Genomic DNA, 15,299 nt, shown 5'->3' with positions numbered 1-15,299 from the left:
GGAGCCGAATCGATGACCACGCCCGAACCGGCCGTCGGGGTGCGGATCGGCGGCCAGCCGGTCACCGTCCTGGACGACCTCCGCTCCCCGGAGCTGCTCGCGCTGCTCACCGGCATCCTGCGCGCCGACGCCACGATCGCCGCCCGTGCCACCGAACTGGCCGACACGCTGTACCCGGTCATCGGCGCCGCCGACGGCCACCGCTCGGCCCTGGTGGCGCTGCGCCGCGCCCTGCACAACCACCGCCTGCCCGGCGAACGCCTGTGGAACGCCGAAACCCGCGCGCTGCTGCCCGCCGAGCTGGCCGAAGGCATCCAGGAGTGGTGCGACCTGGTCACCGCGCAACGGGCCCGCCGCGCCGGGGTCGACGACGCGGTCGCCGGGGGAGTGCGGGCGGAGGCGGCGGCGCTGCGCAAGGCCGTCGCCGACCCGTGGTTCCGGCACGGTCTCCTGCTCGGCAGCCCCGTCCTCCACGGCCAGCTGGAGAAGTGGCTCGCCCGCCCGGACGGCACCACGCCCGACCGCCAGCTCGCGCTCCGGCTGACCAAGTACCTCTCGCGCGCGGCGGTGAAGACGAGCCCGTTCAGCACCTTCACCATCAGCGGCCTCGGCGCGCCCGGCGGCGAGCCCGTCGACCGGCTGCGCGTGACGACGACGGTCGAGGCGAACCTGTGGTTCCTGCGCCAGGTGAGCCGCCGCCTGGTGACCGAGCCCGAGTTCGCCGCGACGACCGTGCTGCGCCGCAACCCGAGCGCCACGCTCACCGACGGCCGCTGGGAGTTCCTGGCGCCCGAGGACAACGAGCCGTTGCGCGGGCTGCCCGCGGGTCCGGCGGTCGCGGCCTGCCTCGATGTCGTGGCCGACGAGCCCACCCTCCTCGTGGCCCGCGAACGGCTCGCCGGCCAGACGGGAGCCGGTGCCGAGAAAGCGGCCGCCTTCCTGGGCAAACTCGTCGAGGTCGGGCTGCTGGAGTGCCTCGCCCCGATCGCCGACCAGGAGCCGGACCAGCTGGGACGGCTGACCGAATGGGTCGCCACCGGCGGGCCGCGCTGGGCTCCGCTGGCCGAAGCGCTCGGCCGGATCTCCACCGCGCTCGACGGCTACCCCGCGGAGACCGACCCCGCCGCGCGCCTGCGCCGCGTCACCGCCGTCGAACGGGCGATGGCCGACGCGCGGGCAGCGCTCGGTGGCGCCGAGGTGCCGGCGAAGAACGCGGTGATCGAGAACGCGGTGGTGCTCGACCCCGTTCCCGGTCCTGAGTGGACGGAGGTCGTCCGTGACCTCGAAGTGGTGCGCAAGCTCCAAGCCTGCCTCGACCCGGCGCTGCCGGCCAGGGTCGCCGTCGCGGACGTCTTCGCCGCACGGCTCGGCGAAGGCGCGAGCGTCGGGTTCCTGGCTTTCCACCGCGCCGTCCAGGAATGGGCACAGGCCGAACCCGCGTTGCAGGCGGCGCTCGCCGTCGGCACCCAGGGGTTCCACGTGATCGAGGACGTCGAGTCGCCCCGGTTGCGGCGGCTCTCCGGGCTGCGCACGCGGCTGTGCGACCTGGTCAACGGCACCGCGCCGGACGCAGGCGGCACCGTGCGGATGGCCGGGGACCGGCTGCTGGCCGAGACCGCCGACTGGCCACTGTGGATGGTCCCGCTCGACTCGATGACCGCCTACGGCCAGGTCTCGCCGGACGGGTTCGTGCTCAACTCGGTCAACTCGGGACACGGCCGTGGTCGCGACCGCGTGCACCGGATGCTGGCCCAGACCGGCGAGCCGCCCGGCCCGGTCGAACGGGTCGACGGGCTGGTCGCCGACACCTGCTTCTCCTTCGGCGCCAACGTCGGCCTGCGCGACTCGGCCGTCCCGTTCGAGATCGACTACCCCGGCGGGCGCAGCTCGCGGCCGCCGGAGGAGCGGATTCCCCTGTCCGACCTGCGGGTCGTGCACGACCCGAAAGCAGGGCTGCTGCGCCTGTGGTCGGCCGAGCGCGCCGCCGAAGTGGCGTTCGTGCACCCGAACCTGGTCGCGGAGATGTGGATGCCACCCGCGCTGCGGCTGCTGCTCCAGGTCTTCGGTGTCACGCCCTACCTGCTGGTTCCCGGTCGCCGGATGTTCGGCGACAGCTCGATCACCCGCGTGTCGGGGGTGCGCGCCGAACCGCGCGTCGTGCTCGGCTCGGTCGTGGTCAGCCGGGCGCAGTGGGTGTTCCCGGTGCGGGAGTTCCCGGTGCGGGCCAAGGGCGAGACCGACGGTGCCTACCTGCTGCGGCTGACCGCGTGGCGGGTCGAGCACCGGGTTCCCGACCGGTGCTTCGTACGCGGGCTGGACCCGGAGGTCATGCTCGACGGCAACCTGTGGCGGACGAAGTCCCGCAAACCGCAGTACGTCGACTTCGCGTCGTTGTCGCTGGTCGGCCTGTTCGAGCGGATGCTCGGTGGCCCGGAGCAGCTGATCTTCCTCCAGGAGGCGCTGCCCGCCCCTGGCGACGCCCCTTCCTACGGCGACGACGGGCGCCGCAACACCGAACACCTCATCGAGATCTCCGGAGGCAACCGTGACTGAGGACCTGGTCGACCCCGACACCTCGCTCGAAGCGGACTGGGTGTGCGTGCACACCTTCCTCGACGCCGCGCACGACGAGCTCATCACCGACTGCATCGGCCCGCTCGCGCTCGCGCTGACCGAGGAAGGGCACGTGCAGCGCTGGTTCTTCCTGCGCTACTGGGAAGGCGGCCCGCACGTCCGGCTGCGCCTGCTGCCGCACCGCCGCGCCGACCGGGCCGCGATCGAGCGCCGCGCCGTCGAGACGGTGAACGCCTACCTCGCCGCCAACCCGGTGCCCGACCTGGTCGACCGCGTCCAGTTCGCGGCGAACGCGGCCAACCTCGCCGAGCTGGAGGGCCGCACCGAGTACGACTCGTACGTCCGGCCGAACAACCACGTCGAGGTCGCGACCTACGTCCGCGAGCACGCCGACTACGGGCGCGGCGCGGCGATCGCGGTGGTGGAGAAGCACTTCCACGACTCCAGCCTGCTGGCGCTCAAAGTGCTCCAGTCCGGCGCGCCGGTCCCGTTGCGCGCGAACGTCGCGTTCGACCTGATGGTCGCGAACTTCGCGATGTGCGACGACCTGCGTGACCGCTGGTCCGCCATCGCGGGCCTGTCGACGCCGTTCGGCACCGGTGAGGAGTCGCCGGACGTGATCGTCCAGTACGAACGGCAGAAGGAGTCGCTGCGCGACCGGCTGACGGCGACCTGGCGGCTGACCGACCGGGTCGAGCGCCGCGAGGACGTCGGCGACGGGTACCTGGCGTTCTGGCTGCGCTCGCAGTTCGAACTGCGCGAACGCCTCGGCGAACTGGAGGACGACGGGACGTTCACCACGGAGTGGCCGGAGTCGCCGCTGGCCCGTCCGCTCGACCTGCCGTCGACCAGGCACCCCGGCACGCTGCTGGTGCTGCTGCGCTGCGCGCACCTGGTGGTGAACCGGATGGGCCTGTCGCTGTGGGAAGAGGTGCAGGTGCGCTACCTCGTCGGCTACGTGCTGAAGGACCACCCCCAGCTGCTGGTGCGGTCATGAGCAGCTGGCACAGCCTGCACGTGCACCACCACGACCCGGCCACCGAGGCGGACCTGGTCCTGGACGCCGTGCGCCCCGCCTTCGCCGCCGTCGCCGTGGACGTCGACGCCGTCTACTTCGGACGGCACTGGCGCCGCGGCCCGCACCTGCGGCTGAACCTCCTCGTCGGCGAGGAGAAGTGGCCGCGGGTCAGGGCGGTGGTGACCGAGATCGTGGCGGCGCACCAGCTGGCGCACCCGTCGACGGCCGAGCTGGACGAGGAGGCGCTGGCCCCGCTGCACTCCCAGCTCGCCGTCCTCGAAGTGGAAAGCGGGCCGCTGCACCCGTTCCACCCGGACAACAGCATCGTCGAGGAGCCCTACGACCAGCGCCTGCACGTCTTCACCACGGTCGCGGCGAGCGAGGCCATGGCGGCCTTCGCCGCCGACACCACCGAGCAGACCTTCCGCATGTACGAGTACCTGCGCGGGGGCGGCGCGCTGGCTCCGCTGGCGCTGGACCTGATGTGGGCGACGGCGTCGGTGGCCAGCATCCCCTTCGTGGAGGGCGGTTCCCCGATCGAGCGCGGCATGTTGTCGTTGCGCTCGCACGCCGACGCGTTCATCTCGCGCACCGCCGACCCGGACGCCTACCGCGCGGCCTTCGTCCGGACCTTCGACCGGCAGCGGGAAGCGCTGACCGCGCGCCTCGCGGCCGTCGAAGCCGCGGTCGAGGGCGGCGGCCCCGAACTGCCACTGGTGACCGACTGGGTCGCGGCGGTGCGCGAACACCAGCCCAGGCTGGCCCGCCTGACGGTGGCGGGGGAGCTGCTCCAGGACGGCGCGCTGGCGCCGCGGCTGCCGACCCGGCGGCTCAGCGACTTCCACGGGCTGCTGCTGTCCGGGCACGGTCACGAGGCGTTCCGCGCCGACGACATCTGGTTCACCACGTTCAAGACCATGTTGAACTACCTGTACCTGCAACTCGGCCGCCTCGGCCTGCGCCCCGACGACCGCGCGCTGCTGTGCCACCTGGCCGTCGACACCATCGAGGCCGCCCACGGGATCACCGCGATCGACGCCTTCAACCGCTACGTGGTCTCCGCGGACACCTCGTGGCGCAGCCAGGGCGAGGCGTGGGTGGCCCGCGCGACCGCGGACGCCCGGTGACGAGCCCGGCGGAGCGGATCGCGCGCCGGGTGATCCACGACGTTCCGGTGCGCGCCGCCCGCCTCGTCCCGGCGACCATGCTCGCGGTCGTCACCGCCCGCGAACTGGGCATGGACCGCGTGACGGCCGCCCGCTGGTTCCGCACCCAGGCCCGCGACCTGGCGGTGAGCCTCCCGCCGGCCAAGGTCCACGCCAAGATCAACGCGGTCTACCAGGCCCAACGCCCCGCACTGCTGCACGCGATCGGCAACGCCACCGAGCCCGAGTGGACCGACGCGATCACGCGAGCGTCCGACCGGAGCCCCGAGGTCTGGGCTTCCCACCTGCGCACCCTGTTCGACCGCATGGAAGTCGTCCCCGACGAGCAACGCGCGGTGTTCCTGCTGACCGCCCGCGCCCTGCTCGACGGCGACGATGACAACGAGGACGTCCGGTACCTCGAACGCAGCAAGCTCCACAGTGGACAGGACTGGTTCCCGTCCGAGGTGCCCGCGCCGGTTCGCACCGGCGACCTCCCGTTGCCGCACGAGCCCATGCCCGCGGTGTCGTTCCAGCAGGTCGTGTCCGGCCGGGTCACCACCCGCGGCGCGGTGAAAGGCCCGCTGAACGCGACCGAACTCGGCACCCTCCTGTGGAACGCGCACGCCGAAACCCACCGCACCGAGGACAAAGTCCACCGCCCCTACCCGAGCGCCGGCACCCTCTACAGCGCCCGCCTGCGGCTCTTCGCCCTGTCCGTCGACGGCGTCCCGCCCGGCCGCTACGACGTGGTCCCGGACGACCGCTCGCTGCACCGCCTCGGTGACCTGCCCGGCCTCGACGGCCTCAAGGGCCTGTCGCCCTACTTCTCCTGGCCACCGGACGCGCCGAACGCCATCGCGCTCGACGACGTCCCCGTCCTGCTCGGCCTCTACGTCGACCTGGGCCTGCTGCGCCGGCGCTACGGCCTGCGCGCGCTGCGCCTCGGCCTGCTCGAAGCCGGTCACCTCGCCCAGTCCCTGTTGATGACCGCCTCCGCACTGGGTCTCGCGGGCGCTCCCGTCGGCGGCCTCAACGACGACCTCGCCCACGAGCTCTTCGCACTCGACGACCTCGCCGAGCCCCTCCAGTACGTCATCCCCCTCGGCCGGGCAACCGTGGACAACCCGGATGAGCGGGCACTACGTTGGGATTCGCCGGTGCCCGACACCCCGCACCGGCGTCGATGGCCGGACGGTGCGTGAGGGGGGCGCTGGTGCTGGTCCACCTCGACGTGGCGGACGTGCTTCTGCCGGCCCCTCCGAGCGGCCGCGAGCAGAACACGAAAGGCCGGGTTTGGTGAACACCACCACTGTCGAGCAACAGGTCCGCGAGTACTACGACCACGCCGGGCCCGCCTACCACGCGCTCATGGGGCAGTTCTGGCACCACGGAGACCTGGAGGCCGAGCAGGCGGGACTGTCGCCGGAGGACGCGGCGAAGGCGTTGGCACGCAGGCAGGTCGACGCGGCAGGGCTGCGGGCCGGTGGGACCGCGCTGGACTTCGGCAGCGGAGTCGGGGGCACGGCGGTCTACATGGCCTCGATCGCCGACGCGAACGTCGTCGGCATCTCCAACAACGAGTGGTTGTCGGCCCAGGCCCGCGACTACGCCGCCAAGCAGGGGATGAGCGGGCAGACCGCGTTCCTCACCGTCGGCGACGAGGACTACAAGTCACTGGTCGCGTGGCCGGACGGGTCGCTCGACATGGTCAGCTTCTACGAGTCGGTGTGCCACCTGCCGGACAAGGGTGCCTTCTTCGCCGCGGCGTTCCGGGTGCTCAAGCCCGGTGCGTGCCTGGTCGGCGTCGACTGGATCGCGCGGCCGTTCCGCGAGCACCGGACCGCCAAGCGGATCGCGGAGTTCATCCGGCCGGTCGAGGAGGTCATCTCCATCCCGGAGCTCGGCACCCTGGAGAGCTACCGCGACCAGATGGCGGCGGCGGGCTTCGTCATCGAGGTGGCCGAGGACCTCTACCCGGACGTCGAGTGCTGGGGCAGCACGCCGCCGGACGACGGTCAGGGCTGGGGAGACTACGACGGCGAGAAGAACACCGTCATCCACGACGGCAAGCGCGTGCTCGACGCAGCCCGTGCCGCCGGTGTCTTCTCGGTCGCACGCTGGGTCGCCCGTAAGCCCGCCTGACGACGTGACGAAGGCCCGGCGGGTGCCGGGCCTTCGTGTCGGAAGGTGACGCGCGCGGACGCAGAGGGCAGAGTGGCCCTGTGGACCAGCGGGAGATCATGCAGCGGGCGCTCGGCGTCCTGACGCTCACCTACGACGGCGCCGGCTCGAACGACTACCTGCGGATGGCCCTGAAGTCGTTGCAGGAGGGCGTGTTCAGCTACGAGGTCAAGGTCGACGGCGAGCTGAACGAGGCCGGCGCGCAGGCCCTCAAGCAGGCGATGGACCAGGTGCTGTCGCAGTTCGGCTGGTTCACCGCGGGCCTGCTCTACGCCTTCCACGGCGTCGCGCAGGCGTACGAGAACGACTACGAGGACGCCGACGTCCAGGAGATCCTCCGGCAGCTCGCGCTCAGGCTCGCCGACTGACCAGCTCGGCGCGGACGCCGTCGGAGAACGGCGTCCACGCCTCGACCGCCCACGGCCCGAAACGCAGATCCGTCAACGCGACGCAGGCCGCGGAAATCTCCGGGTCGACCCAGAGGAACGTGCCGGACTGGCCGAAGTGGCCGAACGTGCGCGGCGAATGGGAAAGGCCCGTCCAGTGCGGCGACTTCCCGTCGCGGATCTCGAACCCGAGCCCCCAGTCGTTCGGCTTCTGCATGCCGTAACCGGGCAGCACGCCGTTCAGGCCGGGGAAGACCACCGACGTCGCCTCCCGCACCAATCCGGTGGAAACCAGCGAGGGCGACAGCAGTTCGGCGGCGAACAAAGCCAGATCCGCGGCACAGGACTCGGCGCCGGCACCCGCGGAACCGACCAACGCGGAAGAATTCATCCCCAACGGCGCGAAAACAGCTTCGTGCAGATAAGTGGCGAACGGCATCTCGCACGCCGAGCCCACGAACGAGGCCAGCACGTCGAAACCGGCGTTGGAGTAGATCCGCCGCGTCCCGGGAGCGGCCTGCACCTCGGGCTTGTCGAACGCGTACCCGGCGGTGTGCGAGATCAGGTGCCGCACGGTCGCGCCTTCGGGACCGGCGGGCTGGTCCCACTCGACCGCCCCCTCCTCGACGGCCACCAGGACCGCGTACGACGTCAGCAGCTTCGTCACCGACGCGAGCGGGAACACCCGCCGCTGATCACCCAGCGAGCCGACGACGGCCCCGTCCGACACGACGGCCACCGCCACGTTCTCCACCGGCCACGACGCCGCCACTTCCACGCTCCGCATGGGACAGACGTTAACGTCAGGGGGTGACAGTCCGGGAACTGATCGTCCTGGGAACGGCCAGCCAGGTTCCCACGCGCCAGCGCAACCACAACGGCTATCTGCTGAGGTGGGACGGCGAGGGCCTGCTCTTCGACCCCGGCGACGGCAGCCAGCGGCAGCTGCTCAGGTCGGGCGCCGCTGCGAGCGACATCACCCGGATCTGCATCACGCACTTCCACGGCGACCACTGCCTGGGCGTGCCCGGCATCGTCCAGCGAATCAGCCTGGACCGCGTCCCGCACACCGTGCACGCCCACTTCCCGAAGTCGGGCGCCCACTTCTTCGAACGCCTCCGCTACGCCAGCGCGTTCTACGACGCCGCGGACATCAAGGAGGAGCCGGTCGAGGACGACGGCCTGCTGGCGGAGGGCAGGTTCGGGCGGCTGGAGGCCTACCGCCTCGACCACGGCATCGAAAGCTTCGGCTACCGGCTGGTCGAACCGGACGGCCACCGCATGCTCCCCGACAAGCTCAGGGAGCACGGCATCGCGGGGCCACAGGTCCGGGTCCTCCAGAGCCAGGGCGAGCTTGACGGCGTGAGGCTCGAGGACGTCAGCGAACCCCGCAAGGGCCAGCGGTTCGCGTTCGTCATGGACACCAGGCTCTGCGACAACGTCTACGAGCTCGCGGACCACGCCGACCTGCTGGTGATCGAGTCGACCTACCTCGCCCGCGACACCAAGCTCGCCGGCGACCACGGCCACCTCACCGCCCAGCAGGCCGCCCGCGTCGCGCGCGAGTGCAAGGTCCGCAAACTCGTCCTCACGCACTTCTCCCAGCGCTACGACGACCCCGCCGAGTTCCACGCCGAGGCGGCGCGGGAGTTCGACGGGGAGATCGTCATCGCGAAGGACCTGGACCGGGTGCCGGTGCCGAAGCGAGCCACTGGTCCCTGACGATCTCCGTCAGCGCCGAGTGGCGAGGCTCCCAGCCCAGCACGCGCAGCTTCGACACGTCCGCCCGCAGCGACCGGGCCTCACCGGGGTGCGCGGGCTTCCAGTCCACGTCCACGGACCGCCCGGTCACCTCCCGCACCGCGCCGAGGACGTCCCGCACCGACGCGGGCGTGGCGCCGACGTTGTAGACCGACGACGTGCCAACAGAGGTTGCCTCCAGCGCCACGACGAAGGCGGCGGCAACGTCGCGTACGTGCACGAAGTCGCGCACTGCCGTGCCGTCGCCGTAGACCTCCATGCCCGGCACCGTTCCGGCGGCGCACGCCACGGCCCGGGTGATCACCCGAGTGGTGTCCGTGTCACCCCCTCCAGCGACGTTGAAGAGACGCAGCGTGGTCGCCCCGATCCGCCCGGACCGCGCCGCCCACGCCACGAGGTCCTCCGCGGCGGCCTTGGTCGCGGCGTACGGCGAGGAGGGTTCCCTGGCCGACTCCTCGGTCAGGACGGCGTCCGCCGGCCGGTACACCGCGCCAGTCGACGCGAGGAGGAATCGCTGACCCTTCAACGCCTTCAGGAGGTTCAGCGTCCCCGTCACGTTCGTCTCGTAGTACGAAAGTGGATCTTCGAAGGACTCCCGGACGCGGGCCACGGCCGCCAGGTGGATGACGGCGTCCACGTCGGCCGGTTCGAACGGCTCCGAGAGGCGTTGCCGGGACGGAACTGGTTCATGCCCGTGAACCCGCAGCTCACGCACCACGGCGCGGCCGACGTACCCCGTGGCACCGGTCACTAGAACTCGCACAAGTTGACCCTAAAGGTCGACGGCGACTGCGCCGATAACACACGAGTGAGTTACCCCCATCGCGCTGTGCACACAAGCATCGCCGGGCTCCTGCACGATCACGCCGTGCACGAGTTCAAGCGGCAGGAGTTCCTCCGCAACGTCGCTGACATCGTGGGCGCCGCACCCGCGTTGCAGCCGGCAGAGCTCACCGCGCCGTTGCCGTCGATCAACCCCAAGCGCAGCTTCCTCAACCGCGTCGACCAGGTCCTCCGGGACGCGTCCCGCTCCCAGTGAGCGCCGGCGCCAACCACTGATCCACTTGCCGCGAGGCCCCAGCCGACAGGCCCGTCGCAAGATTCATCCGGCCGTTGCCGGACCGTGCTTCGACTCACATACCGGGTGGCTCTACGCTACGCGTCACCCGGCGATCGCCGGTCACGTCCTCCGCTTCTCTTAAGCGAGTTTTCGGCGATGAATCATGTCCTCTCAGCGCTCAACGAGCGCCTCCGCAGGTTGTTCGGTGACCGGCTGGTAGTCCTGGCCGGTGGCACGCGTCTGGCAAAGCGCGCGCATGAGCTCTATACGCTCGGCGCTCGCCATACGCTCGTGCTCGATACCGACGATCATGCGCCGCTACATGATTCGGAGATCGCCCGCTGGGTCTCGCTGGGCATCAAGGGTGGCTTCGTCGCCGTCGAACAGCGCCGCCTCGGCAAGCTGCTGACCAGGCCGGGCGCCGAGGTCAGGGCGATCCTGAGCGACTTCGACGCGAAGTCCGAAGCCGTCGTGATCAGCACGCCGTACAACGAGATCGGCACCTTCGAGGGCCGCCCGGTGCTCAACGCGCGCCGCCACGAGTGGGTCGAGCTGGAGAACAAGACCACGATCGACGCGCTCTGGGACGAGCTCAGCGCCCGTCGCGCGCCCGCGATGGTGTTCGACCTCGACTTCGAACGCCTCTGGGGCGCCTCGGAGATCCTGGACCGCGGCGCGGGCGTCGTCTGGTCCGGCGACGGCCCGGCGATCAACGGCGGCGCGAACTTCGTGCGCCGCGTGCGGACGTACGAGGAGGCCAAGGATGCCTTCGACGTGCTCGCGCCCAAGTGCGACCAGATCCGCGTCATGCCGTTCCTGGAAGGCATTCCGGTAAGCGTGCACGGCATCGTCTTCCCGGACGGCACCGCGGTGCTGCGCCCGATCGAGATGGTCGTGCCGCGCCGCCAGGGCCAGGCCAAGTTCCTCTACGCGGGCTGCGCGTCCTACTACGACCCGCCCGTGTGGATCCGCGACGAGATGCGCAACCTGGCCCGCCGCGTCGGCGAGCACCTGCGCGGGACCGTCGGCTACCGCGGCACGTTCACGCTGGACGGCATCGCGACCGAGGACGGCTTCCTGCCGACCGAGATCAACACCCGCTACGGCGGCGCGATGGTGTGCTTCGAGGACGCCGTCCCGACGCTGCCGCTCGCGCTGGTGCAGGTCGCGCTGGTCGCCGACTGGGACCTGGGGATCTCCTCGATGGAGTTCGAGGAGCTCGTGCTGCAGGCGGCGGACAACCACCGCTCCGGTGCCGTCGGCGCGAACGTGCGGGCCGTGCAGCCCACGGAGACGGACGAGCGCCGGGTGATCTTCACCGGCTGGGCGTGCCGTCTCGCGCACTCCGACGAGGCCGCGCACGCGACGTTGCGGCTGAGCCCGTCACCGATCGGCGGCCGTCTCGACCTCGACCTGCACCGCGAGAACATGCCCGTGGGCGCCCCCGTGGCGGCGCTGACGGTCGCCGCGTTCGCGCTCGCGGACCAGGAGTGGGGCACGGGCCTCGGCGCGCTGGAACCCGCCATCGCGGTCGAGGACGAGCACCAGGTCGAGCAGGCCATCGAAGAGGCGGTCACCGCCTGAACGGGCCTACCAGGCGCCCTCGTCGCCGTACGCGGAGATGAGGGCGAACCGGTAGCCCATCAGGGCGGCGGCGACCTCACGCGGCTGGTGCGCCGGACGCACCAGCCCTTCGCCGAGCACCTTCGGCCGCGGCAGGTCCACGCCGAGTAACTCGGGCGAGTTCCTGAGCAGCGCCACGGCGATCTCGGCGGCGTCCGCGAGCATCTCCTCGCCGGGCAGATCGACCATGTCGGTCATCAGCCCGTGCACGAACGAGGGCAGCTTCTCCGGCACCGCGCAGGCCAGCGCGACCAGACAGGCGACCCGTTCGGACGCCAGCGCCTCGAAGATCTTCGGCGCGCCCTGGGCGACGGCGTGCCGGGTCTGCGTCAGCCAGTCCGGGGCGGTTCTCGGCAGCTCACGGCCGAGGGCGTTCCACCGGCGGTGCGTGCGCCGCCCGTCCTCGGTGAACCCCTTGCCCGCCAACGCCATGGCGGCCAGCAGAAAAATCACCCGATCGCGCACGTCCCCGGCGACCTTGTACGACGCCCCCAGCTCCACCAGGAACGGCACCGCGCAGAACGAGGCCTCGGACACCGTGTCGTCGGTCAGCAGCCGGTCGGCGAGCGAGCTGAGCGCTTCGGAGCGGACGTCGGCGCCGGTGTCCATCAGGGAGCGCAGCAGCCGCGGCACCCGACCGGCGCCACCGCGGCCGTCGTAGACCTCGGACCAGGAAATCCTGTCGAGTCCACGCAACGGGTCAGGCCGTTGCCACGCACGCGGCAGCTCCATAGGCGGAAAAGGTACGGGATGTCAGGGAAGGCGACTCGGTGCCTCGCCCGTACGATCTCGCCGTGTCCTTCTCGGTGGCCGACATCTTCTCGGGTGCGGGCGGCATGAGCTACGGCTTCCACGCCCACCGCGACTTCCGGGTCGTCGGTGCCGCCGACGCGCAGATCGGCAAGCCCAGCTCGAAGCTGGGTTCGTTGCGCTGCAACGACACGTACCGCGCGAACATCGGCGTCGACCCGTTGGAGGTCGACCTCGCGAAGGTCTCGCCCGCGGCGTTGCGCGAGGTCTGGGGCCTGCGGCGCGGTGAGCTGGACGTGCTGCTGGCGTGCCCGCCGTGCTCGGGCTTCAGCCGCATCACCTCGCAGAACCACCTGCGCGACGACCCGCGCAACTCGCTGGTGGGCCGGATCGCCGTCTACGCGCAGGAGCTCCGGCCGAAGGTCGTGCTCGTCGAGAACGCCCGCGAGCTCGTCAAGGGCAAGCAGCGCCACCACTTCGACAGCCTCGCCGAGGAACTCACCCGAATCGGTTACAAGGTCTGGGGCGGCACGCACATGCTGTCCAGGTTCGGCCTGCCGCAGCTGCGCGAGCGGACGTTGATGGTCGCCGTGGACGGTGGCCTGCCGCTGATGACGCTCGACGACCTCTGGGAGGGCCGGGTCATCCGCCCGTCCGCCGTCACGGTCCGGCGCGCGATCGGCAAGCTGCCGGTCGTCGCGGCCGGCGTGGCGGACCCGGACGACCCCATTCACGTGTCGCCGACCTTTTCCCAGGACCGCAGCCTCGAAAGAATGCGTGCGATTCCGGCAAATGGCGGATCGTGGGCTGATCTGCTCCGCTCACCGGAGACCGCCGAGTTGTTGAACCCGGCACAACGCAAGATCGTCGAACAGCAGAACTGGGGTTCACACCCGGATGTCTACGGCCGGATGTGGTGGGACGAACCGGCCAGAACGATCAAGCGAGAATGCGGCCACGTGGGCAACGGCCGTTATGCCCACCCGGTGCAGCACCGGCTCTGCACGGTCCGTGAGATGGCTCTGCTGCAAGGGTTCCCGCGCCAGTTCAAGTTCGACGTCTCGATTCTCGGGAACGCGTACCGGCACGTGGGCGACGCCGTTCCGCCGCTGATCGCCTACCAGTTGGCCGCGCTCACCCGGTGGATTCTCACCGGCGACCGTCCCGAGCCGCGGGACATGTGCCTGCGGGGCACTTCGCTCCGTCCCGGAGACATTCGCCCCGCAGAAGTTACCGAAATGGTGGCGTAGGTCTTTGAACCGCCGGTGCCGATCATCCGTAGCGGGACGCCGCTATTGATAACTGTTCGGCAACGAATCTAACGTCACCTGACAAAATGAATGCATCGCGACCCTATCCACTGTGGACGCCGTGAGTATGTTTTCGCAGCTCACGCCCAGTATCGTCCGGTTCTCTTACCTCACTCACACGTGTGTCACCCCATCGGATAGTGTCCGCTCGCTTCCTGTCGGTTCTGTGTCGATGTCGACGTGCCGACCGTCCCGACGGATGACGACTTCCCGCCGCGTTCGGGCTAACTTCAGTGAGCAAGAGGAGACCCATGGCTTCCCGGTTGAGGATCGGCGCGGCGCTGCTCGGCGCCTCGGCCCTTCTGTCGTTCTCGGCCCTTCCGGCCCACGCTGACGTCATCATCAAGCCGGACCGCGGGGGCCAGGAGGACGGCCTCGACGTCCACCTCATCAACGGTGACCACCACCACAAGCAGAACACCGCGGTGATCAAGCTGCGCATCGAGGGTGACGCGGAGCGTTCGAACGTCCTCACCTACTGCGTGGAGCTGCCCACGCCGCTCGAGGACCGCGACGCCCTCAAGGAGGTGCCGTGGGACAAGCACCCCAACCCGAACACCAAGTTCAAGGTCAACGCGGGCAAGGTCCTCTGGATCCTGACGAACTCCTACCCCGGCCAGTCCATGGACAAGGTCCAGGCGAAGTTCGGCGAGCAGTTCGACAAGAAGGAGACGATCGCCGCCACGCAGGCCGCGATCTGGCACTTCACCGACGAGGCTGAGCTCAACAGCGACAAGACCGCCCCCGACGTCGTCAAGCTGTACGAGCGCCTGGTCAAGGACGCCGCCGAGAACGAGATCAAGGAACAGCCGAAGCCGACGCTGGAGATCGACCCGGCGTCCAAGTCTGGCAAGTCCGGCGAGAAGATCGGCCCGTTCAACGTCACGACCACGGCCTCCGAGGTCAAGCTGACCGCGAACCTCCCCGAGGGCGTCACCCTCACCGACAAGGACGGCACCCCGCTCGCGATGCAGCAGCAGGGTGACAAGGTCGCCGTCAAGGCCGCGGGCGAGAAGGTCTCCGAGTTCTTCGTGAACGTCCCGGAGGAGACCCCGACCGGCAACGCCTCGATCAAGCTCTCGGCCGAGGCCGAGCTCGCGATCGGCCGCCTCTTCGTCGCGCACAACAAGGACAAGGAAGACGTGGCGCAGTCGCTCGTCGTCGCGCAGCCGCAGAAGGCCAAGGTCGAGAAGGAGGCCAAGGCCGACTGGAAGCTCGAGGTCGTTCCGCCGTCGTCCACCTCGAGCACGCCGCCGGCCACGACCACGACCACCACGGAGCCGGAGACCACCACTCCGACCACCTCCTCCACCCCGGCCGCTCCGGCTCCGGGTGGCGGCGAGGACGACCTGGCCTCGACCGGTGCCTCGATCATGTGGCCGCTGCTCGGCGGCCTGGTCCTCGTCGGCGCCGGTGCGGGTGCGCTGTTCGTGGTCCGTCGCAAGAAGGCCGGCGCCTGATTTAGCCGCCGCCCCACTGACGAACGCC

General features: G+C 70.5%; 15 protein-coding genes. 11 read left to right on the top strand and 4 right to left on the bottom strand.

Going from position 1 to position 15,299, the window contains the following annotated elements; translation table 11 throughout:
* The first annotated feature begins 12 nt into the window (after positions 1–12).
* From ACRSBM_RS39280 to ACRSBM_RS39255, 6 genes are all read left to right on the top strand, one after another.
* On the top strand, positions 13–2,553 hold the full coding sequence (locus ACRSBM_RS39280) for a lantibiotic dehydratase (protein WP_434451784.1): 2,541 nt from the start codon (positions 13–15) through the stop codon (positions 2,551–2,553).
* A complete protein-coding gene (locus ACRSBM_RS39275; RefSeq protein ID WP_434451783.1) occupies positions 2,546–3,571 on the top strand; it encodes a lantibiotic dehydratase C-terminal domain-containing protein in 1,026 nt (341 codons plus the stop codon). The genes ACRSBM_RS39280 and ACRSBM_RS39275 overlap by 8 nt, the downstream gene beginning before the upstream one ends.
* A complete protein-coding gene (locus ACRSBM_RS39270) occupies positions 3,568–4,719 on the top strand; it encodes a thiopeptide maturation pyridine synthase (protein WP_434451782.1) in 1,152 nt (383 codons plus the stop codon). The genes ACRSBM_RS39275 and ACRSBM_RS39270 overlap by 4 nt, the downstream gene beginning before the upstream one ends.
* Positions 4,716–5,942 carry a SagB/ThcOx family dehydrogenase gene (locus ACRSBM_RS39265; RefSeq protein WP_434451781.1) on the top strand — a complete coding sequence of 409 codons (1,227 nt, stop codon included), beginning with the start codon at positions 4,716–4,718 and terminating at the stop codon, positions 5,940–5,942. The genes ACRSBM_RS39270 and ACRSBM_RS39265 overlap by 4 nt, the downstream gene beginning before the upstream one ends.
* A 94-nt stretch (positions 5,943–6,036) precedes the next feature.
* Complete coding sequence (locus tag ACRSBM_RS39260; protein ID WP_434451780.1) at positions 6,037–6,882, top strand: SAM-dependent methyltransferase; 846 nt, start codon at positions 6,037–6,039, stop codon at positions 6,880–6,882.
* An 80-nt stretch (positions 6,883–6,962) separates the two neighbouring features.
* Positions 6,963–7,289, top strand: coding sequence for a hypothetical protein (locus ACRSBM_RS39255; RefSeq protein ID WP_090097679.1), 327 nt, complete (start codon positions 6,963–6,965; stop codon positions 7,287–7,289).
* On the opposite strand, the gene ACRSBM_RS39250 is transcribed toward ACRSBM_RS39255, so the two are convergent.
* Positions 7,273–8,094, bottom strand: a complete 822-nt coding sequence (locus tag ACRSBM_RS39250; protein WP_434451779.1) for a serine hydrolase domain-containing protein — start codon at positions 8,092–8,094, stop codon at positions 7,273–7,275. The genes ACRSBM_RS39255 and ACRSBM_RS39250 overlap by 17 nt on opposite strands.
* A gap of 23 nt (positions 8,095–8,117) precedes the next feature.
* Here ACRSBM_RS39250 and ACRSBM_RS39245 point away from each other — a divergent pair, with 23 nt between their 5' ends.
* Positions 8,118–9,029 carry a ribonuclease Z gene (locus ACRSBM_RS39245; RefSeq protein ID WP_434451778.1) on the top strand — a complete coding sequence of 304 codons (912 nt, stop codon included), beginning with the start codon at positions 8,118–8,120 and terminating at the stop codon, positions 9,027–9,029.
* Here the strand turns inward: ACRSBM_RS39245 and ACRSBM_RS39240 are convergent.
* On the bottom strand, positions 8,974–9,831 hold the full coding sequence (locus ACRSBM_RS39240; RefSeq protein WP_434451777.1) for an NAD-dependent epimerase/dehydratase family protein: 858 nt from the start codon (positions 9,829–9,831) through the stop codon (positions 8,974–8,976). The genes ACRSBM_RS39245 and ACRSBM_RS39240 overlap by 56 nt on opposite strands.
* A 66-nt stretch (positions 9,832–9,897) precedes the next feature.
* Here ACRSBM_RS39240 and ACRSBM_RS39235 point away from each other — a divergent pair, with 66 nt between their 5' ends.
* Positions 9,898–10,107, top strand: coding sequence for a hypothetical protein (locus ACRSBM_RS39235; protein ID WP_434451776.1), 210 nt, complete (start codon positions 9,898–9,900; stop codon positions 10,105–10,107).
* Between the two features lie 192 nt (positions 10,108–10,299).
* On the opposite strand, the gene ACRSBM_RS39230 is transcribed toward ACRSBM_RS39235, so the two are convergent.
* Entirely contained in the window at positions 10,300–10,440 is a 141-nt protein-coding gene (locus ACRSBM_RS39230; RefSeq protein ID WP_434451775.1) for a hypothetical protein, read from the bottom strand.
* On the opposite strand from ACRSBM_RS39230, the gene ACRSBM_RS39225 reads away from it, so the two are divergent.
* Positions 10,420–11,712, top strand: coding sequence for a hypothetical protein (locus tag ACRSBM_RS39225; protein ID WP_434451774.1), 1,293 nt, complete (start codon positions 10,420–10,422; stop codon positions 11,710–11,712). The two genes, ACRSBM_RS39230 and ACRSBM_RS39225, sit on opposite strands and share 21 nt — an antisense overlap.
* 6 nt (positions 11,713–11,718) lie before the next feature.
* On the opposite strand, the gene ACRSBM_RS39220 is transcribed toward ACRSBM_RS39225, so the two are convergent.
* Complete coding sequence (locus tag ACRSBM_RS39220; RefSeq protein ID WP_434451773.1) at positions 11,719–12,483, bottom strand: hypothetical protein; 765 nt, start codon at positions 12,481–12,483, stop codon at positions 11,719–11,721.
* A gap of 62 nt (positions 12,484–12,545) precedes the next feature.
* Here ACRSBM_RS39220 and ACRSBM_RS39215 point away from each other — a divergent pair, with 62 nt between their 5' ends.
* Entirely contained in the window at positions 12,546–13,751 is a 1,206-nt protein-coding gene (locus ACRSBM_RS39215; RefSeq protein ID WP_434451772.1) for a DNA cytosine methyltransferase, read from the top strand.
* Between the two features lie 311 nt (positions 13,752–14,062).
* Positions 14,063–15,271: a thioester domain-containing protein gene (locus ACRSBM_RS39210; RefSeq protein WP_434451771.1), complete on the top strand. Its 1,209-nt coding sequence runs from the start codon at positions 14,063–14,065 to the stop codon at positions 15,269–15,271.
* The last annotated feature ends 28 nt before the right edge of the window (positions 15,272–15,299 follow it).

The sequence above is a fragment of the Lentzea xerophila genome, assembly GCF_051094245.1.
Classification (GTDB): domain Bacteria; phylum Actinomycetota; class Actinomycetes; order Mycobacteriales; family Pseudonocardiaceae; genus Lentzea; species Lentzea xerophila.
This window is presented reverse-complemented; position numbering and strand designations above follow the sequence as displayed.